Annotated in this window: 19 protein-coding genes; 14 read left to right on the top strand and 5 right to left on the bottom strand. The window is 47.8% G+C overall.

Annotated elements, in window-relative coordinates:
• Positions 1 to 27: 27 nt before the first annotated feature.
• The 3 genes from V7Q13_RS05710 to V7Q13_RS05700 all read right to left on the bottom strand — a co-directional run bounded on the left by V7Q13_RS05710 (position 28) and on the right by V7Q13_RS05700 (position 6,540).
• Positions 28 to 2,211 (bottom strand): penicillin acylase family protein, encoded by a 2,184-nt coding sequence (locus V7Q13_RS05710; RefSeq protein WP_333799717.1) that lies wholly within the window; start codon positions 2,209 to 2,211, stop codon positions 28 to 30.
• 131 nt (positions 2,212 to 2,342) lie between these two features.
• On the bottom strand, positions 2,343 to 3,929 hold the full coding sequence (locus tag V7Q13_RS05705; protein WP_333799716.1) for an N-acyl-D-amino-acid deacylase family protein: 1,587 nt from the start codon (positions 3,927 to 3,929) through the stop codon (positions 2,343 to 2,345).
• A gap of 283 nt (positions 3,930 to 4,212) precedes the next feature.
• Complete coding sequence (locus tag V7Q13_RS05700; protein ID WP_333799715.1) at positions 4,213 to 6,540, bottom strand: WD40/YVTN/BNR-like repeat-containing protein; 2,328 nt, start codon at positions 6,538 to 6,540, stop codon at positions 4,213 to 4,215.
• A 244-nt stretch (positions 6,541 to 6,784) separates the two neighbouring features.
• On the opposite strand from V7Q13_RS05700, the gene V7Q13_RS05695 reads away from it, so the two are divergent.
• From V7Q13_RS05695 to V7Q13_RS05685, 3 genes are all read left to right on the top strand, one after another.
• A complete protein-coding gene (locus V7Q13_RS05695) occupies positions 6,785 to 7,411 on the top strand; it encodes a Crp/Fnr family transcriptional regulator (RefSeq protein WP_333799714.1) in 627 nt (208 codons plus the stop codon).
• Between the two features lie 189 nt (positions 7,412 to 7,600).
• Positions 7,601 to 7,792, top strand: a complete 192-nt coding sequence (locus V7Q13_RS05690; RefSeq protein ID WP_333799713.1) for a YgaP family membrane protein — start codon at positions 7,601 to 7,603, stop codon at positions 7,790 to 7,792.
• Between the two features lie 398 nt (positions 7,793 to 8,190).
• The gene (locus V7Q13_RS05685; RefSeq protein WP_157479778.1) at positions 8,191 to 9,030 is read left to right on the top strand and encodes a CvfB family protein; all 840 of its coding nucleotides are present in this window, start codon (positions 8,191 to 8,193) and stop codon (positions 9,028 to 9,030) included.
• Positions 9,031 to 9,166: 136 nt separating this feature from the next.
• On the opposite strand, the gene V7Q13_RS05680 is transcribed toward V7Q13_RS05685, so the two are convergent.
• Both V7Q13_RS05680 and V7Q13_RS05675 read right to left on the bottom strand, forming a co-directional pair.
• The gene (locus V7Q13_RS05680) at positions 9,167 to 10,444 is read right to left on the bottom strand and encodes a serine hydrolase domain-containing protein (RefSeq protein ID WP_333799712.1); all 1,278 of its coding nucleotides are present in this window, start codon (positions 10,442 to 10,444) and stop codon (positions 9,167 to 9,169) included.
• Positions 10,445 to 10,511: 67 nt separating this feature from the next.
• A complete protein-coding gene (locus V7Q13_RS05675; RefSeq protein WP_333799711.1) occupies positions 10,512 to 11,390 on the bottom strand; it encodes a phosphoribosylglycinamide formyltransferase in 879 nt (292 codons plus the stop codon).
• A 314-nt stretch (positions 11,391 to 11,704) separates the two neighbouring features.
• Here V7Q13_RS05675 and V7Q13_RS05670 point away from each other — a divergent pair, with 314 nt between their 5' ends.
• From V7Q13_RS05670 to V7Q13_RS05620, 11 genes are all read left to right on the top strand, one after another.
• Positions 11,705 to 12,940, top strand: coding sequence for a c-type cytochrome (locus V7Q13_RS05670; RefSeq protein ID WP_333799710.1), 1,236 nt, complete (start codon positions 11,705 to 11,707; stop codon positions 12,938 to 12,940).
• A 79-nt stretch (positions 12,941 to 13,019) separates the two neighbouring features.
• A complete protein-coding gene (locus V7Q13_RS05665) occupies positions 13,020 to 16,160 on the top strand; it encodes a TAT-variant-translocated molybdopterin oxidoreductase (RefSeq protein ID WP_333799709.1) in 3,141 nt (1,046 codons plus the stop codon).
• Positions 16,161 to 16,300: 140 nt separating this feature from the next.
• Complete coding sequence (gene nrfD, locus V7Q13_RS05660) at positions 16,301 to 17,749, top strand: NrfD/PsrC family molybdoenzyme membrane anchor subunit (protein WP_333799708.1); 1,449 nt, start codon at positions 16,301 to 16,303, stop codon at positions 17,747 to 17,749.
• Between the two features lie 108 nt (positions 17,750 to 17,857).
• Complete coding sequence (locus V7Q13_RS05655) at positions 17,858 to 18,451, top strand: DUF3341 domain-containing protein (RefSeq protein ID WP_333799707.1); 594 nt, start codon at positions 17,858 to 17,860, stop codon at positions 18,449 to 18,451.
• Positions 18,452 to 18,487: 36 nt separating this feature from the next.
• Positions 18,488 to 19,141, top strand: a complete 654-nt coding sequence (locus V7Q13_RS05650) for a c-type cytochrome (RefSeq protein WP_333799706.1) — start codon at positions 18,488 to 18,490, stop codon at positions 19,139 to 19,141.
• Positions 19,142 to 19,226: 85 nt separating this feature from the next.
• Complete coding sequence (locus V7Q13_RS05645; protein ID WP_333799705.1) at positions 19,227 to 20,417, top strand: quinol:cytochrome C oxidoreductase; 1,191 nt, start codon at positions 19,227 to 19,229, stop codon at positions 20,415 to 20,417.
• A gap of 103 nt (positions 20,418 to 20,520) precedes the next feature.
• The gene (locus V7Q13_RS05640) at positions 20,521 to 21,600 is read left to right on the top strand and encodes a cytochrome c oxidase subunit II (RefSeq protein ID WP_333799704.1); all 1,080 of its coding nucleotides are present in this window, start codon (positions 20,521 to 20,523) and stop codon (positions 21,598 to 21,600) included.
• Between the two features lie 48 nt (positions 21,601 to 21,648).
• Positions 21,649 to 23,457, top strand: a complete 1,809-nt coding sequence (locus tag V7Q13_RS05635; protein ID WP_333799703.1) for a cytochrome c oxidase subunit I — start codon at positions 21,649 to 21,651, stop codon at positions 23,455 to 23,457.
• Positions 23,458 to 23,542: 85 nt separating this feature from the next.
• Positions 23,543 to 24,406, top strand: a complete 864-nt coding sequence (cyoE, locus tag V7Q13_RS05630; RefSeq protein ID WP_333799702.1) for a heme o synthase — start codon at positions 23,543 to 23,545, stop codon at positions 24,404 to 24,406.
• A 6-nt stretch (positions 24,407 to 24,412) separates the two neighbouring features.
• Positions 24,413 to 24,985 (top strand): cytochrome c oxidase subunit 3, encoded by a 573-nt coding sequence (locus V7Q13_RS05625; RefSeq protein ID WP_333799701.1) that lies wholly within the window; start codon positions 24,413 to 24,415, stop codon positions 24,983 to 24,985.
• A gap of 141 nt (positions 24,986 to 25,126) precedes the next feature.
• Positions 25,127 to 25,870 carry a cytochrome c oxidase subunit 3 gene (locus V7Q13_RS05620; protein ID WP_333799700.1) on the top strand — a complete coding sequence of 248 codons (744 nt, stop codon included), beginning with the start codon at positions 25,127 to 25,129 and terminating at the stop codon, positions 25,868 to 25,870.
• Positions 25,871 to 25,899 lie beyond the last annotated feature (29 nt).

Raw genomic sequence — 25,899 nt, 5'->3', positions numbered from 1 at the left:
AAATACTAATCCCTCATTCTTCATTGCCTACATTCCCGGCTTGTACACACGTTCTTTGTATTTCAGCACATCGGCTTTATAGTACAGCACTGGCTTAAACTCGCCACTGGCGTACATGGCAGCCTGGTCGCTAAAATGTTTGGAAGAAGGGTTGTTGCTGTTGCCGCCGGCCAGCAATGATTTGGCAGATACCTTTTCGCCAAACTCTACGGCACAAATAAAGCTGTTGCCACTAAAGCCATAGCGTCGTGCACTGCCATTCATTTGGCGGCTTACGTAGCTCGGCAATGCACCCCAGGTAGCAGCGGCAAAACGTGCCGGAATACTGGGCAATGTATCGTTGTACATTTCTTGCAATTTACCTGTTAAGCGTTGGTAGCGGTTGATTTCTCCCCAGGGCACTTGCCACGATGGAAAGCGACTGCGTAAATCATTGAGCGTTGCTTGCAGTGGCTGAATGAGTTCCAGTGGAGCAGCTTGCTGCAGATAAGCTTGTGCTTTTTCAATAAAACCTGCATTGGGCGTATTGGGAGTAGGCATCCGCTGAATGGCGGGCAGCAACCGCTGCGCCCATTCAATGGCCAGCGTGGTCGCAATAGAACCATAATCAGATTGACGATCCCAGGCAGTCATCATACCAATGGCTTGTTCCAATTGCTTCACACTACTGTCTGCCAGGTAAGGTCTGTTGGCCCAGGCTTTGGCCAATGCGGGAATCATATCATCAAAAGCAGGCAGCTTGCGGGTGTAGCCACCAGCTATCACTTTGTCTATCGTCAATACCTGTGCGTTACGCCATACATTCACGGCATTGATGCCCCGGTAGTTTTCGGCATCGGGGGCCATGTATGTAGGAAAATTGCTGCGGTTGGGGCTGGCGGTACCTGCTGCAGTAAATGGCGTGGCATTACAGTTTTGCAACCAACCATTGGCAGGGTTGATGATGGTGACCATTTCTGCAGGCTCATGCAGGCCCTGCCATTCGGTAGCGCTGGTGGTACCATCTACGGGTTGGCTCCAGTCGTACTGCGGATTACGACGCGGCATAAAGTTGCCATGCCAATAACCGATGTTGCCTTCTTTGTCGGCGTACACGGTGTTGTTGCTGGTATTTTCTTTCATGGCCATCAGCTGCTGAAAGCCGGCGAAGTTTTTCACTTTGGTGCGGAGCCAGCTTTGCTCCAGTCCTTTGGCACTGCGGTTGTGGTGCTTGAGTGTCAGCCAGCGGTCGTTGCGCTTGGCCATCACAGGTCCGTGGTGCGTGAAAAAGGCGGTGAATTTTTTCGTGCTCTTCACCCCATTTTCTTGTACGGTAATGCGGATGTCTTTTTGCTGCACTTTACGCAATGCATTGTCGTATTGATACATGAGTTGGCCGGCGCTGTCTTGAATTTTTTCCGCATACAAATCGGCTACATCGGCCTGGCTGCTGGTATGCATCCAGCCACAGTTTTCATTAAAGCCCTGGTAAATAAAAAACTGCCCCCAGGTAACAGCACCGTAGGCATTCAAACCTTCTTCGCTGACCATGTGCACTTCGGGACGGAAGTAAAAAGTAACATGTGGATTGATGTACAAAATGGCTTTGCCCGATGCGGTAACGGATGGTGCAAAGGCAAAACCGTTACTACCGGTTTGCGGGTCATCACCAAGTTTGGGTGGCAGGGCGGCCACTGTTTCACCGGTGTAGAAACTTTGCAGCTCTTGTGGGGTAGCACCGCCGGTGCTGATGGCGCCAATGCTGCCATCGGTCCACATGAAAGGCCACCAAGGTTCGAAGCGGCGAAGCAAAGCCGGTTTCACTTTTGGATGCGTAGCGAGGTAATAATTAACGCCGTCTGCAAAGGCGATGCACAACTTTTTCATCCACGCAGGTGCGGTGGCAAAATCTTTTTTGGCAGCGGCACTATCCAGCACCAACCGATGCAGTAAATCTTCGTACAAGGCTTTGCTGCCCTGCACTTCTGCCTGGCGGCCGAGCTTTTCGATGTAGTTGGCTTCCACCCGTGGGAAGTCGTCTTCGCATTGGGCGAACAACAAACCAAACACGGCATCGGCATCGGTTTTGCCATACACATGTGGTATGCCCCATTTGTCGCGGATGATGGTGACACGTTGTGCCTGTTGCTTCCATTTGGCAACCTCGGCGGGGGTGAATGATTGTGCCAACGAGAAGGTAGGCAACAATAAGAGATACAGCAAGTATTTCATAATCATTAATGATGTGCAAGGGTTATGTGTGATACAAAAGGATGATGTGAAAAGATGCACAAAGCGATGCAGACGAAGGGAGTGACACAACGCAGCTGCCACAAGGCGCTTCTGTTGGTCGACCAAAAAAACTAATGTGATGGTTGAGCCGTTTTGCCTTGTCCGTACAAGATGGTGCCGGGGCGAGCCCCTGTGTGTTGTGCGTTATCTACAACCACTGCGCCATTCACCAGTACATATTGAAAGCCTTCGCTGTACTGATGCGGTTGCGCATAGGTTGATTTGTCAATGACGGTGTTGGCATCAAACACCACAATATCGGCCATCATGCCGGGCTTGAGCAAACCCCGATTGTGAAGGCCAAACTTTTGTGCAGGTAAAGAGGTCATTCTGCGAATGGCTTCTTCCAGCGACAATACTTTTTCTTGCCGAACATACTTACCTAACACTCTTGCATTGGTGCCGTAGCCACGAGGATGCGGCACACCGCTGTTGAACACCCGAATGCTGGCATCGCTGGCAAACATGTTGAAGGGATATTGCATGATGTTTTTGACATCAGCTTCGCTCATGCCATGAAACACCATGCTGGCGCCGCCTTTGTACATCATGTCGATGATGAGGTCGGCTTCGGCAGCTGCGTTGTGCTTTCTGCCCAGCATCAGGTTTACTTCTTCAATGTTTTTGCCATTCCAACTGGGATTAGCCCGATAGGAAGCAATTTGGCAATAAGTAAAATGTTTTTGTTGTCGCTTCTTGAGCTTGGCCAGCATGTAATTTTTGATGTAGGCTCTGGTAACTGGATTGTTGATTCTTGCCTTTACAGAATCAGCACCATCGGCCAGCATTTCATCGGGAAAAAGTGTAGACAGCGATGTACTCGACGCTGTGTACGGATATTGATCGATGGTGACTTCGATGCCTTCTGCTCTGGCTTGTTTTACAAGGCCCAAGGTTTCGTTGCTGCGGCCCCAGTTGTTTTGGCCGCTGAGTTTGAAATGCGAAATCTCCACGGGAATATTTGCCTGTCGGCCGATGTTGATGGCTTCGGCAATGGCTTCGTGTACCAAGTCGGCTTCGTTGCGCATGTGGGTGGCATATACGCCCTTGTATTGCGCTGCTACCTTGGCCAAACCCACTACTTCGGGTGTTGTAGAATACGTGCCCGGTATGTATATCAAACCCGTACTCAAACCAACTGCACCTGCCTGCATGGCTTTGGCCACGAGTGCTTCCATACGTTGTTGTTCTTCGGTAGTAGGTGTACGGTTGGCTTCGCCCATCACCAGTTGGCGTACGGTATTGTGCCCTACTAACGCAGCTACATTGATGGAGAGTTTCAAACTGTCGATGAAGCGGAAGTATTGCGCCATGTCGTCGGCACTTTCGCCACAGTTGCCGGCTACCACACTGGTTACACCATCGAGAATAAAACTTTTCGCATCTGGTGCTTTTGCTTCATCGCCTTCAATGTGTGTATGCACGTCGATGAAGCCGGGTGCTACATACAAGCCTTTGGCGTCGATGACTTTGCCGGCAGTGTAATGGGATAGTTTGCCGATGGCGATGATTTTTCCATTAGCGATGGCTACGTCGGCATAGTACCAGTTGTTGCCTGTGCCATCAATGATGCGGCCATTGCGAATGAGCACATCAGCTTGCTGAGCCTGCAGCAGCGAAGAGGAAAGAACGGCTATGACGAGAAGAATGTATTTCATGTGATTCTTTTTACCACAGAGGATATGGAGTACACACAGAGCACACAGTGTTTGTACATACTTCATAATTGGCTGTAGTTGAGTTTTATTTGTTTCAATTCTTTTTACTACAGAGGCGAAGGAGTACACACATAGCACACTGCGTTACTCGGTGTATACTTCATATTCCTCTGTGGTTAAATTTTCAATTCATTTATGATTTTACCACAGAGGCGAAGGAGTACACAGAGCACACTGTGTTACTCAGTGCATACCTCTTATTCCTCCGTGGTTAAACTGATTTTCATTTTTGCACAGCACTCATATCATCCAAAATCCACACGCCACGGCCGTAGGTGCCAATCACCAGTTTGTTGTCGCGGGGGTGCACAAACAAATCCTGCACCGAAACCGAAGCGGGCAAATTGCCCCGCAATGACTGCCAGCTGGCGCCTTTGTTGTGGCTCACATACACACCTATATCGGTGCCGAGGTAGAGGAGGTTGCTGTTGCGGGGATCTTCCCGAATCACATTTACCGGCGCAGCGGGCACATTGGCGGCAATGCTCTTCCAGGTAGCACCAAAATCGTGGCTCACAAATACGTATGGTTTATTGTTGTCTTCACGGCGGTCGCTTAGCGTAATGTACACCGTGCTCTTGTTGTACTTGCTGGCCACCAAGCGGGATACATGTGCATTCGCTGGCAATCCTTTTTCGATGTTTATCCAGTTGCTGCCATCGTTTTGGCTCAGCCAAACACGGCCATCATCGGTGCCTACATACAGCAGCCCTTGCTGCAGCGGACTTTCATCGGCTGCCGTAATGGCTTGGTGGTTGATGGCATAAGGTGTTTTACCCATTTTAGCAATGTTGTTGCTGGTCAAATCCGGGCTGATGCGTTTCCAATTGTTGCCGCTATCGGTACTTTTATACAAGTACTGAAAGCCATGGTACAAAGTGCCGGCATTGTGTGGCGATAAAAAAGTGTACGCCATCCATTCACCACGCAAGGGTTCCTCATCGGCCGATTTTTTGATGCCAATATCTTGCCACCACAAACTATCGGGCAGGTTCAAATTACTTTTTACCAAACGACCATAGAAACTACTGGCATACATGATGTTGTTGTGCACAGCAATGTGTGTGCCTTCGCCGCCGGGAGCATCCCGCCAGGCAATGCTTTGCATAGAAGCTTTGTCGTAGGTATACGCAGAGCTACCCATGCTGCTGCCCTGGTCTTGCACAGAACCATAGATGTGAAAAGGCTCCTGCATATCGTAGGTTACATTGTAGAAATGCGTGGTGGGCATGTTGTGGTAAAATGTTTTCCATGTTTTGCTGCCATCGTAGCTCACGGATACACCGCCATCGCTACCGTTGATGATGTATTTGCTGTTGGTTGGATCTATCCACATGGCATGATGGTCACCGTGTACATTATCGCCTTTGTAGTTGTTGCCCCATGTTTGAATGGTTTGAAAGGTTTTACCGCCATCGGTGCTTTTGGCAAAAGGAACGCCCATGATGTACACCGTGTTTTCATCATTCGGGTCTACCCGTATCTGGCTAAATACCCAACCGTAGGTACCTGCAAAGCGTTCCAGCTTTTCATCTTCGGTGCTCACCTTGCTCCAGCTTTCCCCTTTGTCGTTGCTGCGCCACACCTGCACACCCATCGGAATGATTTGAATGGGGCGACCGTAAGGATCGAGTTCGCCCGGCTTGGGTTCTCTTTTGGGCGTATGGTTGTCGATAAATGCATATACCACGTTGCTATTCTTTTTACTCATGGCCAGACCAATACGGCCGGTGTATTTTGTTTCGGGCAACCCATTGGTGAGGCGCTTCCATGTTTTGCCGGCATCGGTGCTTTTGTAGAGGTAGTCGCTATCTTCAGGTATGGGGTCGCTCCAGCGTTTGCGAATGCGGTTCCACATGCTGGCATACAACGTATTCGGATCGTTGGGATCCATCAGCAAATCATTACAACCACTGGCCGTTCCTTCTGCTAAAATTCTTTTCCATGTTTTGCCTCCGTCGGTGGTCAGGTACACCCCACGTTCGGGGTTGTGGCTCCACTCGTGTCCGCCGGCTGCTACATACACTACATCGGGGTTGGTGGGGTGTATAACAACACGACTAATGGTGCCGGTATTTTCCAAGCCAATATGCGTCCAAGTTTTACCAGCATCAGTGCTTTTAAACATACCCATGCCCGGCAGCGATGCCCGGAAAATATTGGCTTCGCCGGTGCCTGCGTACAAAATGTTGTGATTGCTTTGTGCAATAGCCATGGTACCCATGTTGAGGGTGGGCTGTTTATCGAACAAAGGTTGCCAGCTCAAACCAGCATCTGTGGTTTTCCAAAGACCACTGGTGGCCAATGCAGCATACATCACGTTTTTATTGCCTGGTATGCCCCACACATCTGTTACACGACCACTGATATAATTGGGACCCGTTTGCCGCCACTGCAGGTTTTTATACGGGCTGTTTTGGCTTAGCGTTTCATGCTGTTTGTATGCCGCCAGCCTTGCGGTGCCGGGCACAGAGCGGTTGTTGGTATGCGGTTGTGCGGTGGCCAGTAGGGTACAGGCCGCCAGCGACAACAAAAAAGGAAACTGTTTCATGAGCAGTACATGTTGATGGGTTGACAATAAGACGATGGTAAGATGAGAAAATGGTGCGCCGGGTGCGAAAAGTGAATATAGGAAAAGAATGTAGTTGCAAGGCAGGAGTAGGACGCATCATCTCATCAGCACACCGCCCTTCGGTCTTTGTGTTTCTTTGCGTGTCTAAGCCTTCGCTGTTCATCAAAACCCCGCAATTTTTCCTAACATTGATTGCTGCCTTACAACTACAGGCACTTGTCGTATGAGCCAACCTGCATTACTCCGGTCTACCTATGCGCTACTGGGCGAAGATTTATTGCAAGCCATCGAAACCCATGGCCAGTATATGGATGTGCCAGCCGGTACCACGCTGGTGCGTGAAGGTCAGTTTGTAAAAGTGGTACCACTGGTATTGCATGGCACGGTAAAAGTGTTTACCAAAACCGATGACAAAGAGCTGTTGCTCTACTACATCCGCCCCAGCGAAAGTTGTGTGATGAGTTTTGCTGCAGGCATGGGCGATGAGCCGAGTAAAATAATGGCCGTGGCTGAAGAAGCCACAACACTCTGGCTGCTGCCGGTGGCACAATTGCGGCAGTGGGTCACCGAATTTCCGCGAATCAATTTGTTGTTTTTTACGCAGTACAACCAGCGGTATGCCGAGCTCATCGATACCATCAATGCACTGCTTTTTAACCGGCTCGATAGCCGGGTGTATCAATACCTCAAAGAGAAAACCCGCATGAAAGGCGAGTTGGTACTCGACCTTCGGCACCGCCAGATTGCGCAAGATTTGGGCACTGCCCGTGAAGTGGTAACGAGGGTAATGAAGCGGCTGGAGCAAGAAGGAAAAATAAAACAGGCCGACGGCAAAATACTGCTCTTGTAAGCCGGTGACGCTGGTCACCAGATTGTGCCAAACGATGCTATTAGTTTTACTGCATGAAACAACCATGGTTGCGTCTGCTGCTGGTATGTATCCTTTGCCTGTTGTTGGTGTGGAGCATCGTAGTAGTTTGGCAAGCCATCCGGAGCTAAATCATTTGTAACCTCAAAAAACTTCCAGCATGAAAAAAACATGGGCGCTGTAGACCGCGTCATCCGCATTGTATTGGCCGCATTGTTTGCGGTATTGTATTTCACCGGCACAGTAACAGGTACACCTGGTTTGGTGCTGCTCGTATTGGGTGGTGTGTTCCTGGCTACCAGCCTCATCAGTTTTTGTCCGTTGTATACATTGGTAGGCCTCAATACCTGCCCCAAAAAATAAACCATAGGGGTTTGCTTATTTACTCGTTAGCAGCACCAGCCCATCAGCTGGTGTTGTTTTTTTGGGGGCCAGCCAGGTGCTGCTATGAAGCACCTGTTGCGTCGCACACTTGTACTGCAGTGCACAGCGGAGCTTTTCCTCTCGAGTGTTTTTTTGAACCACTAAGGCGTAAATAGTTTGCAGTAGACAGTTTGCAATTTGCAGGGCTTGCATTTTTTTCTTATTAACGAAGGATTGCATACAAAAAGGCCCATCCGACCAACAATTATTGATGTAACACATCCCCGAAAAAATTATATTCCTTAACCCAATGGATTGCCCATTTCCTCATTGTCCAACTAAACCACAAACCACAAACTACCAACCACCAACTACCAACTATCATCTACCTTCGCATCATGCCTGAAACATTACAAGCCGGACAGTTTTATACATTACCCGTAGAACGCATCGTTACTCCGGGTGCCTATTTGCGCCATGGCAATGAAGACGTGTTGTTGCCCAACCGCTGGTTGCCCGAAGGGTTGCAAAAGGGGGATGAAATAGAAGTTTTCATTTACCACGATAGCGAAAATCGCCTCATCGCCACTACACAAAAACCGTTTGCTGTAGTGGGCCAGTTTGCTTTTTTGAAAGTGGTCAGCACCAGCCCGGCCGGTGCCTTTCTCGATTGGGGGTTGAGCAAAGATTTGTTTGTAGCCAACAGCCAGCAACGGGAGCCTATGAGTGAAGGCAAAAGCTACCTCGTGTATGTGTACCGCGATGAAAAAACCGGCCGCTTAGCTGCCACCGAATGGACCAATCAGTTTTTAAAAACCGATACCACGGGCTTACAAGAAAAGCAACCCGTTACGTTGCTCGTACATCGCCAAACGCCACTGGGTTTTGCGGTGATGGTGGATGATTGCTATGAAGGATTGGTGCACCATGCCGATGCAGTGGTAGGCTTGCAGCCCGGTCAGCGTTTGCAAGGTTTCATTAAGCAGGTGCGGGAAGATGGCAAGCTGGACATTGTGCCCGGCAAACCCGGCTATGATAAAATTTCAGGCGAACCCGAACGTATTCTCGAGTTACTAAAACAACACAAAGGCGCATTGCCCTACAACGACAAAAGCGACCCGCAAGACATTTATGCCTTTTTCGGCCTCAGCAAAAAGAGTTTCAAAATGGCCATCGGTGCTTTGTACAAACAACGCTTGATTGAAATACTGCCGGGTGGTATAAAGTTGGTGGAGTAGGTTTTTAGTTGACGATTTTACTAGTTTACGTGTTCACTGGTTCCAATGTTTTAGTGTGCAACAGTTACAGTGTTGAAGCGCTTACAAATTGCACTGCATTCACATTGGCACATTTTCAAATTAGCTAATTAGCACATTACTCAATGGCACTATACACCAGCACTTTAAACTTGTCGTGAATATCGCCGTGGCTGGTAGGTGTTTGGTTTAAGAAAAATTGCGCTACAATTTTTTCTTTCGGGTCTATCCAGTAGGTGCTGCTAAAAGCGCCACCCCAACTATACGTGCCGGTACTTTGGCCCAGCTTGCCACTGCCTGTTTCCGTTACCAATCCAAAGCCCAGTCCAAATTTTTCATTCGGCCCACGGTCTACATTGCCTATTTGGTTTTGTGTCATCAGCTCCACACTGTTTTTGCTCAGGATGCGTTTGCCATTGTAAATGCCACCGTTCAATAGCATTTGCATAAATATGGCGTAGTCCATGGCCGTGCTCGAAAGGCCTGCGCCACCGCTGTACAACTGGCCTTTCGCTTTGGGGTAATCAACATCTATATTTTTAAGGTTTGCCGATTGCCCGGGCTGCAAAACCGTTACGTGCTGTTGTTTGTCTTCGGTATGCAATGCTACCAAACGGTTTTGTTTTTCAGCAGGCAAATAAAACCAGGTATCCCTCATGCCCAGTGGTTCAAAAATGCGGATGCGGAAAAAATCGGCCAGACTTTGCCCACTCATCACTTCTACAAAATAACCCAACACATCGGTATTGAGGCCGTAGGTAAAACGTTCACCGGGCTGGTGCTCCAGTGGCAGTGCAGCAATCTTCATTACCTGCTCTTTAAGGCTGGCAGCAGGCACACCAATTTGTGCATGCACACCGGCTTTGGCATACATGGCTTTGGCACGTGGGCTGCCTATTTGTGCATACCCAATACCCGATGTATGGGTAAGCAAATCACGGATGGTAACAGCCCGTTTGGCTTTTACCGTAGTAAAGCTGGTATCGGCCATGTTGAACTGATCAATCACCTGCTGGTTGGCAAATGCCGGGATGTATTTGGCAATGGGATCGTCGAGCAAAAACTTACCTTCTTCAAACAGCATCATTACAGCTGTGCTGGTAATGGCCTTGGTTTGCGAAGCAATGCGAAAGATGTCATCTTTTTGTTGTGGCACTTTGGTGGCTGTGCTACGAACTCCAAATGCCCGATGGTATACCACTTTGCCATTGCGGGCTACTATGCAGGTGGCGCCAGCAATCCACTGGCTGTCGATGTATTGTTGTACCAGCGCATCAATACGGTTGAGACGCAACGGGTCCATACCTTCTGTTTTGGGAGAAGTTGCCAGCGGTAGCTGGGCAAAAAGCGAAGCAATTAACAGATTGGCTGCAAGTGCAAGCACAAATGGTTTCATGTACAATCAATTTTGGGCAATTAAAGTACATGAAAATGAATTGCCAGCAGGGGCAATGCGGAGGTTATTACTTTCCTGCTACCCAACCTTCAATTACACTGGCAAAGTATTGGTGCTCCAGCTGGTGTATGCGGGCTGCCAAATCATCGGGTGTATCGCCGGGCATTACCGGGCATTTGGCCTGAAACAAATGCGCCCCGTGGTCGTACTGCTCATCTACCAAATGAATGGTGATGCCGCTTTCTGTTTCGCCGGCGGCTATTACCGCTTCGTGTACAAAATGGCCGTACATGCCTTTGCCACCATATTTGGGCAGCAGGGCGGGGTGAATATTGACGATATGGTTTGGAAAGGCGCTGATAAGGGTCGGGGGTATTTTCCATAAAAAACCCGCCAATACAATATAATCGATGCCAGCAGCCTGCAGTTCGGGCACGTAGGCATCGCCTTTTAAAAATTGCTCCCGGCTTATTATTAAGGTGCTTACCCCAAAATCGACGGCATGGTGCAAGGCTCCGGCGCCGGGCTTATTGCTCACCAGCATGGAGATTTTAATGCGGGGGTGGCCTTTGAAATGCTCCATGATTTTTCGGGCATTGCTGCCGGTGCCACTGGCAAAAATGGCCACATGTATGTGCGAATCACTATCGGAAGACGCGGCAGGAACGCTGCCAATGCCCAATTTGCTTCCCATTTTGCGTAAATAATTGCGAAAAAACCTGAATTGGCCAAAGGGAATGCTGATGAGCAGCACACAAACCGGCCACAACAGGGTAAGTATTATAAAATATAATGTACCATACAAAAATGGCTGCTGAATGGTAAATAGCCCCAGAATTTCCCGGGTAAAAAAGCCGCAAAGGCTGCCACCCAGGGCAAACGTGCAGAGAATAAGGGTGAGTTGCACCCCGGTAACCTTCCATTTTTGTTGCAGCCGGCCAAACATGCCTGCGAAGATGGGGTAAAAAAACGTGCAGATGATGGAATACAGCCCATGTGCTGATGCTTATCAGTAATAATGCTATGCCGGGCAAGGTTCTTTGCTGTCACATACTTCGATTCACTGAGAAATATTCTTTCGTTGAACCTTTGGAGATATGGCCTGCCAGCCTGTTGTCACAAACCTCTCCATTGGCTGAAACCCTTGTGGCACTAAGCGAAATTTTTTTTGATGATTACAGGTAATTGTCACGCCGAGGTCATATTTTTGCCCGCCTATCCGCGGATATGTTTCCATCGGTTATTCAATATCAGTGAGTTATGAGTAAAAAACGCAAAGCCAGCCTTCACATTATTACCAGTTTTCTAATGCTGTTTGTAGCCGGCTTTACCCAAGTGCAGGCGCAAGATGGAAAAGCGCTGTTCAATGCCAACTGTGCTTCCTGCCACAAAATCGATAAAGATTTGACCGGCCCGGCACTCCAAGGCATCGAAGATCGCTGGCCCAGTAAAGATTTGTTGAAGACCTGGATTAAAAACTGGCCCGACGCCGTAAAAACCGGCGATGCTTATGCATTGAAAATTAAGGACTGGAGCCCTGCTGCCATGACTTCTTTCACTTCTTTGCAGGATGCAGATATCGAAGCTATCCTCACCTACATCCGTGAGTGGAAGCCTGCAACTCCAGCCCCTGTAGCAGGTGCTACTGCTGCTGCTAAGTCTGAAGGCGACAATAGCTTGCTCTTTGGTGTTATCACTTTGGTGTTGGCTTTGGTAGCCCTCATTTTGTTGCAGGTAAACAGCAACCTCCGCAAGCTGGCCGACGAACGTGACGGCCTGCCCGTAGAAGCTGCGGTTCCTTTTTACAAAAACAAAACCTACCTCGCTTTAACCACCGTTATTTTATTTATTGTAGCGGGTGTTTACATTTCTAAAGGCGCAGTAGGCCTTGGTCGTAGCAAAGATTACCAGCCCGAGCAACCTATCTATTACAGCCACAAAGTACACGCCGGGGTTAACCAAATTAACTGTTTGTACTGCCATGGCGGTGCGCAAGAAGGTAAGCATGCCAACATTCCTTCTGTAAACGTGTGTATGAACTGCCACATGGCCATCAACGAGTATAAGGGCGAACCCCTGTATACCGCCGATGGTAAAGAAGTGAACGGCACTAACGAAATCAAGAAACTGTACGAATACGCAGGTTTCACACCTGGTCAGCCATGGGATCCTTCCAAAGCCAAGCCCATTGAGTGGATTAAAATTCACAACCTGCCCGACCACGTTTACTTCAACCACGCACAGCACGTGAAAGCTGGTCAGGTAGCCTGCCAAACTTGCCACGGCGAAATCCAGAACATGGGCGAAGTGAAGCAATTCAGTGATTTGAGCATGGGATGGTGTATCAATTGCCACCGCGAAACCAAGGTTCAGTTCAAAGACAACGGCTTCTACAGCATTTACGAGAAGTTCCACGAAGACATGAAGAATGGCAAAATGGACAGCGTAACTGTAGAAATGATTGGTGGTACCGAGTGCCAGAAATGTCACTACTAATTTGAATCTGCTGTCAGGTACATTCCTGATGATGCATCAGTTCAAGTTTTCAATTTTCAAATTCTCACATTAGTATAGTATGAGTAATAAAATCTGGCAAAGTTTCGGAGCCCTAGGCAAAAGCGAAGGCCATCAGGCCAATGTAGCTGATGAATTCAGGGAGGAACTGCCGTTTGAAGCGGATGATAAAGGATTGATGAGTGCCAATGCACCTCGTCGCGACTTCTTGAAATACCTCGGATTTAGCACTGTTGCTGCTACGGTAGCCGCCAGTTGCGAAATGCCGGTGAAAAAAGCCATTCCGTTTGTCAGCAAGCCAGACAATGTAATTCCTGGTGTGGCCAATTACTACGCCACCACCTATGTACAAGATGGCGATGTGGTAAGTGTGGTAGCCAAGGTGCGTGACGGCCGTCCCATCAAAATTGAAGGCAACGACCTGAGCCCCATTTTCCAAGGCGGTACCAGTGCCCGTGCACAGGCTTCTGTGCTGGATATGTACGACACCAAGCGTCTGCGTTTCCCCGCTCAAATTAAAGAAGGCAAGCTCGTAGAAGTATCTACGTTCGATGCATTTGATAAAATGATTGCTGATGAAATGGCGAAGTTGAACGGTGCTCCTGTAGTGCTGCTGACTTCTACCATTACTTCTCCTTCTACCAAGCAACTTGTAGGGGAGTTCCTCGCTAAGTTTCCCGGTAGCCGCCACGTAACTTACGATGCCGTAAGCTACAGCGGTATGCTGCTGGCCAACGAAGCGGCTTATGGCAAACGTGCCATTCCTTCTTATCACTTCGACAATGCGAAAGTGATTGTAAGCCTCGGCGCCGACTTCCTCGGTACCTGGCTTAGCCCTGTAGAGTTTGCCAAGCAATATTCTAAAGGCCGCAAAATCGACGAAAAAAATCCTACACTGAGCAAGCACTATCAGTTCGAAAGCATCATGAGCATGACGGGTGCCAATGCCGACGAACGCTTTACCCACAAACCCTCTGAAGCTGGTGTGGTAGCAGCTGCCTTGCTGGCTGCCGTAACCGGTGGTGCTGTAAACGTAGCCGATGCCAAACTGAAAGCCGGCCTTAGTAAAGCTGCTGCGGACCTGAAAGCTGCCGGCGGTGCTGCACTGGTGGTAAGCGGTAGCAACGACAGCAACGTTCAGCTGATTGTAAATGCTATTAACGAGGCCATTGGTGCCAATGGTAAAACCATCAACTGGGCTGTAACCAGCAACTACCGTCAAGGTGTGGATGCTGATTTCGAAACCCTGTTGGCCGATATGAGTGCCGGTAAAGTAGGCGCCCTGCTGATAGCCGGTGCTAACCCTGCTTATACCTACGCCAAAGCCGAAGCCTTCAAAAAGGCACTGGCTGCAGTAATACTCACCGTTTCTTTCAACACCCGTTTGGATGAAACAACCGAGCTCTGCAAATACGTGGTTCCCGATCATCACTACCTCGAAAGTTGGGGTGATGCCGAACCAAAATCTGGTTACTACTCTTTCATTCAGCCCACTATTGCTCCGCTTTTCAAAACACGCAACTGGCAAGACAACCTGTTGAAGTGGAGCGGTAATGCAACCACCGAATACGCCAACTACCTGAAAGCCTACTGGATGACCAAGCTGGGTAGTCAGGAAAATTGGGATGCTGCACTGCGTGACGGTGTAGTGGTTCCAGCGGAAGCAACTGTTGCTGCTGGTACATTCAACGGTGCCGGTGTAGCTGCTGCAGTTGCAGCCGCTGGTACTCCTGCAAAAGCAGGTACCTGGGAAGTGGTGCTATACGAAAAAACAGCCATTGGTTCGGGTGCACAAGCCAGCAACCCATGGTTGCAAGAAATGCCTGACCCTGTAACGAAAGCTACCTGGGATAACTACGCTACTATTTCTGCTGCTGCTGCCAAAGAATTGTTGGGCATCGACCTGACAAAAAATGGCGACGCTGACAGGTACGAAGTAAATCCGAAGAAACCCGTTATTGCCATTAAGGTAAACGGTAAGGAAATGAAGCTGCCGGTAATTATCGTTCCCGGTACGCAGAAAAATACTATCGGTATTGCTGTAGGTTACGGCCGCAGCGAAAACGTAGGTGTAGCAGTAAAAGGCGCCGGTCAAAATGCTTACCCACTGGCGACTATAGCCAATGGTGTAGTGACTTACGCTGCTTACGATGCCACCGTAACTGCTACTGATGAACTGTACGAAGTAGCTCAAAACCAAACCCACAACTCCTACGAAGGTCGTATGGAAGTGGTGAAGGAAACCTCACTGGCTACATTCAAAAAACATCCTGAGCTTTTCAAGGCTCAAAGAGATATGCTGGTGCACGACTACGCCAGCAAAACCGGCGACTATCGCAACGAAGGTTCTCTGTACGACCCTCGCCTGAACGACCGCCCGGGGGTACACTGGGGTATGAGCATAGACCTGAACACCTGTACCGGTTGCGGTGCTTGTGTGGTAGCTTGTAATGCTGAAAACAACGTGCCCGTTGTAGGTAAAACTGAAGTACTGCGTGGACACGACATGCACTGGATTCGTATTGACCGCTACTTTGTAAGCGATGCGGCCAACCCCGATGATGTGAAGGACGTGATATTTATGCCGATGATGTGCCAGCACTGCGACAACGCTCCTTGCGAAAACGTATGTCCGGTGGCAGCTACCAACCACAGCAGCGAAGGTCTCAACCAAATGACGTACAACCGTTGTATTGGTACCCGTTATTGCGCCAACAACTGTCCGTATAAAGTACGTCGCTTCAACTGGGCTGATTACACTGGTGCTGACAGCTTTGCTGACAACCAGGTAGGTCATGTAAGCGATGTAACACTGGAAATGAACGATGATTTGTACCGCATGGTACTGAACCCGGACGTAACTGTACGTAGCCGTGGTGTGATCGAAAAATGTTCTTTCTGCGTACAGCGCCTGCAGGCTGGTAAGCTCGAAGCGAAGAAGCAAAGCCGCCCCATTAAGGATGGTGAAGTAAAAACTGCTTGCCAGAGTGCCTGCCCAACCAATGCCATTGAATTTGGTGACAGCAACGATAAGAACAGTGTAGTGCGTAACATGCGTGACCATAGCCCGTTGCGTATGTACTATGCATTGGAGCAAATTCACGTATTGCCCAACGTAAACTACATGGCAAAAATCCGGAACACAGACGAAGTAATGGAAGTGGCTGCAGCGCATAAGCCTGCTGAAGAAGCTGCACATTAATGCGGGAAAAGCTGCCCGGAGATTAGAAAGTACAAGTGAGTGACACAACGCAGCGCCATCAGGGAACTGCTGCTGGTGACAAAAAAGAATAAAAGAACAAAAGCATACGGCGAAAGCCGATTGCCAAAAGCGAAGCGAATATGTCTGTAATTAAGTACGAAAGTGCCGTAAGGCCTCCCTTGGTGGATGGTTCAAAAACTTACCATCAGGTAACTGAAGACATCATCAGGCCTATTGAGACCACTCCCTCACGGTTGTGGAAGATTGGTTTTGCCATCTCTGTAGGGTTGCTGTTGTTTGGTGTGTACAGTGTATACCGCGAAGTAACCTATGGTATTGGCCAGTGGAACCTGAACAAAACCATCGGTTGGGGTTGGGACATTACCAACTTTGTATGGTGGGTAGGTATTGGTCACGCCGGTACATTGATCTCGGCCATCTTGTTACTTTTCCGCCAGGGCTGGCGTACGGGTGTAAACCGTGCTGCAGAAGCCATGACCATCTTTGCGGTAATGTGTGCTGGCCAGTTCCCCATCTTCCACATGGGTCGGGTTTGGATGGCCTTCTTTGTACTGCCTTACCCCAACAGTCGCGGACCACTCTGGGTAAACTTTACCTCTCCGTTGCTTTGGGACGTATTTGCGATTTCTACGTATTTCACAGTTTCATTGTTGTTTTGGTACGCAGGTTTGCTGCCCGATTTAGCCACTGTACGTGACCGTGCCAAACTGAAATGGCGCAAGCGTTTTTATGGTATTGCCGCCTTCGGTTGGACGGGTAGTACAAAGCACTGGCAGCGTCACGAAAGCCTTTCATTGGTATTGGCAGGTTTGAGTACTCCACTGGTACTTTCTGTACACACCATCGTATCTTTTGACTTCGCCACTTCTGTTATTCCTGGTTGGCATACCACCATCTTCCCGCCTTACTTTGTGGCTGGTGCGGTGTTCTCGGGTTTCGCCATGGTGCAAACCCTCATGATTATTACCCGTAAGGTGCTTAACCTGCAGGAGTACATTACCATGGAGCACATTGAAGTAATGAACAAGGTAATTGTACTGACAGGTTCTATTGTGGGTGTGGCTTACCTCACCGAACTGTTCATGGCCTGGTATAGCCAAAACCCATACGAAGGATACACATTCTGGTACAGCCGTGCCAACCTGTTCAGCCCTTATGGTTGGAGCTACTGGGGTATGATGGCTTGTAACGTACTGAGCCCGCAGATCTTTTGGTTCAAAAAATTGCGTCGCAACATCACCGTTACTTTCTTCATGAGTATCATCGTAAACATCGGTATGTGGTTCGAACGTTTCGTAATCATCGTAACCTCTTTGTATCGTGACTATGTACCATCGAGCTGGAGTTACTACTACAGCCCCACTATTTGGGAAATTGGTTTCTACCTCGGTACGTTCGGCTTGTTCTTTACTTGCTATTTCCTGTTTGCAAAATGGTTCCCTGTAATTGCAGTAGCAGAAATCAAGCACATCCTGAAAAAGAATGGCGATAGCTACAAGCAGCAAGGCGACCAACCAGAACTGGAGAAGAAGAGCCTCGAAGAGTTTGAACATGCCATGGCGCATTAGCGAAGACACAGGACTAATGACCTCAGACCACCGATTTAGTCCGGCAAACAAAAATTGAATTATACTACCGTGGTCCGATAGCGGTCGTCGGTAGTCAAACTAAATGATATGGACGTAAGAAAATTTGTTGTAGGACTGTTCGATGATGAGAAAGTGCTTTTTCCTGCCGTGAAGCAGGTGCGCAAAGCAGGCTTTCGTATTCACGATGTGTACACGCCATTCCCGATTCATGGATTGGATAAAGTGATGGGCCTGCGTGAAACCAGCTTGCATACAGCAGGCTTCATTTACGGCATCACAGGTACTACCATTGCATTGAGTTTCATGAGCTGGGTATTTACCAGCGACTGGCCTTTGAACATTGGCGGTAAGCCTCACCTGCCCCTGCCAGCATTTGTGCCCGTTACATTCGAATTTACAGTACTGTGTGCAGCGGTAGGTATGGTACTTACTTTTTGCTACTTGTGCCAGTTGGCACCGGGTGTAAAAAAGCATCACTTTGATGCAAGAGCTACCGACGACAAGTTTGTAATGGTGATTGAATGCACCAGCGAAACAACTGAAGCAGAAGCTACTGCACTGCTGAATGCCGCAGGTGCTCATGAAGTTCACACACAAATTGCAGAAGCAGGCTGGTGGTTTGGCACTTACGACAAAGAGCAAAAGTTGTACGACGAATCACAGGTTAAAGTGGCACACTAATCCATATTAGCATCAACGAATACTGAATATTTCGAAATGAAAAAACTTTCTATCCTACTCACTGCCGTATCTGCACTGTTGATAGTGGCATGTAGCAGCGAAGTGAAGCGTAAACCGGGAAGCATTTACATGCCCGACATGGCCAATAGCCGTGCTTACGAAACTTACGCCGACCACAGCAACCTGAAAGACAAAAACATCAATTACAACAACCAGCCTGTAGCTGGCACTGTAAGTAAAGGTGAAACCTATGTGTACCATTTGGCAAAAGATGCCAATGGCGATACTGCCAATTATTTTGCCAGTCGTTTGGTTGAAAACCCGGTGACATCGCTGAATGCCGATGAGCTGAAGGAAGCTGAGCGTCAATACCTGATCAACTGCGGCATTTGCCACGGCGAAAAGCTAGATGGTAATGGTCCGTTGTGGAAAGGCGGCGAAGGCCCATACCCCGCAAAACCTGCCACATTAGTAGGCGATGCGAAGTATGAAGCCATGACTGCCGGAACCATGTTTTACAGTATTACTTATGGCCGTAACCTGATGGGTGCTTATGCTTCACAGCTTACGCCAAAGCAACGCTGGGATATCATTCACTACATTAAGCTGAAGCAAGGTAAAGTAGCAGCTGCCGCTGCACCCGCTGCCACAGCTGCCGTAGTAGCCGACAGCACAAAAGCTACCAAGTAATTTTACCAGGAAACTGCCCATAGTATTAACCGATAATTTTTTTAGAATGGCTTCATATAGTAACCAATTTGTACAACCCGCCGGCATGAAAAAATGGGGCATGGTGCTTACTGCTATAGGTGCAGTAGCATTGGCTGCAGGTATTGCCTTTTTGGGTTTGAGTAAAGACGAGCATGCCAGCACCCGCTTTTGGGCGGTATTGCTGCAAAACAGTGTGTACTGGTTATTGGTAGTAAATGCTGCCATGTTCTTTTTGTGCGCTACTACGCTGGCTTGGGCTGGCTGGACTCAATCATTCCGACGTGTAGTAGAAGCCATTTCTGTAGTAGTTATTCCGTTTGGTATTTTGGCCTTTATAGTACTGATGGGATTGGTGTTTGGTCACCAACACCATATATACCATTGGTTAGATACCGAAGCAGTTGCCAACGACAAAATCTTGTCTGGCAAAAGCGGCTTCCTCAATCCTACATTCTTCACCATTTGGTCGGCTATTACTATTGGCGGATGGATTTTCCTGGGATGGAACATGCGTCGCATCAGCCGCGAAGCAGACGTTCAACCATTTACAGTAGAAGAAGGTAAAAAATGGATTTTCAAGAATACCGTTCATGCCTCTTTTTACATTGTTCTTTTTGCATTGACGGTTGCTTCTTCCATTCCGTGGTTGTGGCTCATGAGTATTGATGCACATTGGTACAGCACCATGTACAGCTGGTACACTTTTGCTTCATCATTTGTGGCAGGCATGGCATTGATAGCCTTGTTTGTTATTTATCTCAAAAATCAAGGCCATTTGCCTTACACTTCCGAAGAGCACCTGCACGACATTGCCAAGTTCATGTTTGCGTTTTCTGTGTTCTGGACGTACCTGTGGTTTAGCCAGTACATGCTTATCTGGTACGCCAATATTCCTGAGGAAACTGAATACTTCAAAGCCCGTGTTTGGGGTGAGTACCGTGGTCTGTTTTACCTTAATCTGGCACTCAACTTTTTGAGCCCGCTCCTTGTTTTGATGAAAGCCGGAGCCAAGCGTAACTATACCATTGTAAGCTTCATGGCTATCCTCATCATTATTGGCCACTGGGTTGATTTCTACCTGATGGTGATGCCAAAACCACTGGGTGATCATGCCAGCATAGGTTGGTTTGAACTGGGTATAGCCATTGGCTATGTAGGAATGATTATCTGGTTTGTAGGCCGTGCGTTGGAAAAAGCTCCGCTGGTACCTATGCACCATCCTTTCCTGAAAGAAAGTGTAATACACCACACCTAATTTGGATAGTTAGTAAAGATTTAGCGCCTTGCGACTTCAACAAAAGAGTTGTTGCAAAGCATTGGGATATTATTTTTGGAATCAATCATAAGCCACTAATATTATGAACATTTGGTTGTTGTTGCTGGTCGTTGCCATGGTTTTGCTGGTTATCTTTCAGATAGCCAAAGCAAGTGAGTATGTAAGCGTATTGAAGGGCGAGAAAAAAGCACGTGAGCAAAGCAATCGTGTGAATGCCTTTCTGATGCTGGCCTTTATGGTGCTCGGCCTCATTGGTGCCTATTGGTGCAATGAAAAATTAGCTCCTCAAACCTTGTTTGCTCAGGGTTCTGCGTCTGCCGAAGGAGAAGCTATTGATACCATGATGTTGATTACGATTGCCGTAACAGGTGTCGTGTTTGTCATCACACAAATATTGTTGTTTTGGTTCAGCTTTAAGTATCAGGAAAAAGAAGGCCGCAAAGCATTTTACTTTCCGCACAATAACAAGCTGGAAATGATTTGGACAATCGTTCCAGCTATCACCTTAACCATCCTCGTAGTATTCGGACTGCGCCACTGGTTTCTGATTACCGGCGATGCTCCCAAAGAATCTATGCTGGTTGAAATCACTGGTCAGCAGTTTGGTTGGACTTATCGCTACCCGGGTACCGATGGTGTATTGGGTAAAAAGAACTACAAGTTGATTGATGCCACTAATAATAACAGCCTCGGACAGGACTGGTCAGATAAGGCCAATCACGACGACGTAAGTCCTTCTGTAATGTACCTGGTAAAAGGTAAGCCCGTTAAAATTGTGATTGGCAGCAAGGATGTGATTCATAATGTGGGATTGCCTCACTTTCGTTTGAAAATGGATGCTGTTCCAGGTATTCCTACCACACTTTGGTTTACACCAACTATCACCACCGAAGAAATGCGCACCAAAACCGGCAATCCTGATTTCGAATACGAAATTGTATGCGATCAGTTGTGCGGCGCCAGCCATTACGCCATGCGTGGTGTTATTAAAGTGGTATCTCAAGAAGAGTTCGACGTAGAAATGGCCAAACTGAAGCCACTTTATTTCGCAGCAAATCCTGACAAAGACCCCTCAAACCAAGCTGCACCAGTTGCCGCAGCCGACTCAAGTAAGCCTGCAACCGCAGCTGTTGTTACAACAGTTGCTAAGCCTAAAATTTAAACCATTCTACGGTATTGTCCGTTAAATCCATAACAGAAGCATCGAATTATGAGCGAATTAGTGTTGAATCCGACTGTAGCCCACGGAGCTCACGAAACTGCCCATCATGATCATCATGAGCAGGGATTTGTGTCGAAGTATATCTTCAGCATGGATCACAAAACCATTTCCAAACAATTCCTGATTACCGGTATTGTTTGGGCCATCATCGGAGGATTGTTTTCTGTTTTCTTCCGTTTGCAACTTGGTTATCCAGAATCTACTTTCCCATGGCTGGAAGACATTCTTGGCCGTTGGGCAGAAGGTGGACGCATTAAGCAAGAGTTTTACTACGCACTGGTTACCATGCACGGTACGGTTCTCGTATTCTTTGTGTTGACTGCCGGTTTGAGTGGTACTTTTTCAAACCTGCTCATTCCTTTGCAAATAGGTGCCCGTGACATGGCCAGCCCAATGCTGAACATGCTTAGCTACTGGTTCTTTTTTGGTGCTAGTATAGTGATGATTTCATCTCTCTTCATCCAAACAGGACCATTCAGCGGCGGTTGGACAGCTTACCCACCATTGAGTGCTGTTGGAGATATGAGCCCAGGTTCTAAGTTGGGTGTTGACCTCTGGATTACAGCAATGGCCCTTTTTGTGGTGTCTTCGTTGCTGGGTAGTCTTAACTACATTGCCACTATTTTGAACATGCGTACAAAGGGTATGAGCATGACTCGTTTGCCTTTGACTATCTGGGCTTTCTTCTTTACAGCCGTATTGGGTGTATTGAGCTTCCCTGTATTGTTCAGTGGTTTCATTCTCCTGTTGTTCGACCGTAACCTCGGCACCAGCTTCTACCTGAGCGAAATTTATGTGCAGTCTACACAAACGGCATTGCCTAACGAAGGCGGTTCTGCCATTTTGTATCAGCACTTGTTCTGGTTCCTCGGTCACCCCGAAGTATACATCATTCTGTTGCCAGCCATGGGTATGGCCTCAGAAATTATGAGTACCAATGCACGTAAACCCATCTTTGGTTATATGGCCATGGTCGGTTCTATGTTTGCTATTGCTATTCTGGCTTTCTTGGTATGGGCTCACCACATGTTTGTTACCGGTCTGAATCCATTCCTCGGTGCTTTCTTCGTGCTGTTAACCTTGTTGATTGCCGTTCCTTCTGCTATCAAGGTGTTCAACTGGCTGACGACTATCTGGCGTGGTAATATCAGGTTTACTCCTGCTATGCTGTTTGCACTGGGCTTTGTAAGCCTGTTCATTAGTGGCGGTCTTACAGGTATTTTCCTGGGCAACTCTGCTTTGGACATCCACTTGCACGATACATACTTCGTAATTGCCCACTTTCACATTGTAATGGGTGTGGCCAGCTTCTTTGGCATGTTTGCCGGTGTGTACCACTGGTTCCCTAAAATGTTTGGCCGCTTTATGAATAACACCTTAGGGTACATTCATTTCTGGGGCACGTTAATTTGCGCCTACGTTATCTTCTGGCCAATGCACTACGAAGGTTTGGCTGGTATGCCTCGCCGTTACTACGATTACAGCCAGTGGCAATCATTCAAGCAGTTCGGCGAACTTAATGAGTTGATTACCATTGCTGCTATTATTAGCTTCTTGTTGCAGTTGGTATTTGTATTCAACTTTTTCTACAGCATTTTCAAAGGCCGTAAAATGTTGGTTCAAAACCCTTGGGAATCGAATACCCTGGAGTGGACTACACCTATCAATGCCGGACACGGCAACTGGCCTGGTGAAATTCCTGAAGTACACCGTTGGGCGTACGACTACGGTAAAGATGGAGTGGATTTCATTCCTCAAACCGAGCCCGTTGGTAAAGATGAATCAACACATCATTAATGAATGATTGAGAAATAATTGAAAAAACAGCCCCGTATCAAGCGGGGCTGTTTTTTTGCCAATACATTTGCGGCTCAATTACAACATGGCTATCACTACCAAAGTAAAAGACTACCTGCAGCTGATTAAGTTCACCCTGAATATTACGGTGGTCTTTTCCAGTGTGATCAGTTACTTGCTGGCACCCAATATTGATTTCAATTTTAAAATGGTGATGCTCCTCACCATTGCCGGATTATTAGTCACCGGTAGTGCCAATACTATCAATCAGATTTACGAAAAAGACTCGGATGCGCTGATGAAACGTACGGGTAACAGACCCATTGCGGCTGGCCGGATGAGCAAACAAGAAGCCTGGTTTTTTGCAGCCTTGTCTGGTGGAGTGGGTGTGTGGCTGATGTGGTATTTTTTTAATACCGAAGCCGCGTTGCTTTCCTTGTTGAGCTTGTTTATTTATGGGTTTGTATACACACCACTCAAAAAAGTAAGTGCCATCAGTGTGTTGGTGGGCGCCTTCCCCGGGGCCTTTCCCTGCCTTATTGGTTGGGTAGCCGGTGCCGATGGATTTACTGCTGGCGGCTGGGTACTTTTTGCCATTCAGTTCATTTGGCAGTTTCCGCATTTTTGGGCCATTGCCTGGGTAGCTCACCGCGATTATGATTTGGCCGGCTTTAAGTTGTTACCCAATCAAAACGAACCCACCAGAAATACTGCCATTCAAGCCATTGGCTATGCTTTGCTCATGGTGCCCTTGGGTTTTTTGCCCAACATAATTGGCATGTCGGGTGTTTTTAGCATGTGGATAGTGTTAGCCGCCAACGTGGCCATGGTGATACAATGCATCCGCTTATACAAAGACATGGATGTAGCCGCCGCCAGAAGGGTGATGTTTAGTAGTTACATTTACCTTCCGATTGTATTATTAAGTTTACTGTCTGATAAATTGTAAAAGAAAATGAGTGTGATGACAGCTGAGAAGAAGAAAATTCATCCTTACAAGTTTACACTGTGGGTGGCTATGGGTAGCATGCTCATGATGTTTGCCGGTTTTACGAGTGCTTATATTGTAAAAAGAAATCAGGCCAACTGGCAGGGTTTTGACTTGCCATCCATTTTTGCATACGGCACAGTGGTTATTTTGCTCAGCAGCGTAACCATGCAACTGGCGGTAAAAAACATTCGCAGCAGAAACATGCAGGCCTACCGCCAATTATTGTTGGTAACCGCCATTTTGGGTATCGCATTTCTGGCCATGCAGTGGACTGGTTTTATACAACTCAACGAAAGAGGTATCAGGCTGATTGGACAAGGCAGCAACGTGTCGGGTTCTTTTTTGGCAGTTATAGCTGGCATGCACATGCTGCACGTAGCAGGTGGAATAGTAGCCCTGGTGTGGATGCTCCGCAATGCCCTCTTTAGCAAAACTCGTAATTACAGTGCCGTACCGGCCGAAGTAGCCGCCCAGTACTGGCACTTTGTAGATTTGTTGTGGATTTACCTCTTCGTTTTTTTACAATTCGTGAGTTGATAGGCAGATAAAAAGGCTTGCTGCCACGGGTGTTTGAGATAAAAAGGATGCCTCAAATTTCTTTTGACCATTCTGTGACTTTTCACCCTCAGGCACTTATTTTTGCGAGGTTCTCAAAAAACTGAATCAATCAATCTTTCTATGTCTTCAGCAGCAATTCCTGCCGGTACTAAATGGTGGAGTGGTGGTAAAAGCCCATTTAACCTGAGCTATGGCAAAATGATGATGTGGTACTTCCTCATGAGTGACGCATTCACCTTCGGTGCTTTCTTGATCGCTTATGGCACCACAAGGTTTAGTGCTAACTACTGGCCCGACCCCAACCACGTGTTCGATTCTGCTCCTTTCATTCATGGTGGTGCGCCGCTGGTGTTCGTAAGTATCATGACGTTTATCCTGATTGTAAGTTCGGTAACAATGGTACTGGCTGTGCATGAAGGACACAACATGAACCGCAAGGGCGTAGAAAAATACATGCTGTGGACTATACTTGGTGGCTTGGCCTTCTTGGGCTGCCAGGCTTGGGAATGGACACACTTGCTGACCGGCGACAACCCCGTGCTGGTAAATGGCGAAATTGTAGAAATGGCTACCACTGTAAAAGTGAACCCCTGGGGCGAAGTAGTACCCGGTATGATGCACAACGGCCACCAGGTAACAACTCCCGGACCTGTAGCATTCGGCGGTTTCTTCTTTGGCATTACCGGCTTCCACGGTTTCCACGTACTGAGTGGTGTGGTTATCAATATCATTATGTACATCAAAACACGTCTCGGTCATTTCGACCAGCGTGGCCATTATGAAATGATTGAGAAAGCTGGTTTGTACTGGCACTTTGTAGATCTGGTATGGGTATTTGTATTCTTGTGCTTCTATCTGATCTAACTTGTTTGTTCAACACTTCATTCGCATTT

Source organism: Phnomibacter sp. (genome assembly GCF_036803085.1).
GTDB lineage: Bacteria > Bacteroidota > Bacteroidia > Chitinophagales > Chitinophagaceae > Phnomibacter.
This window is presented reverse-complemented; position numbering and strand designations above follow the sequence as displayed.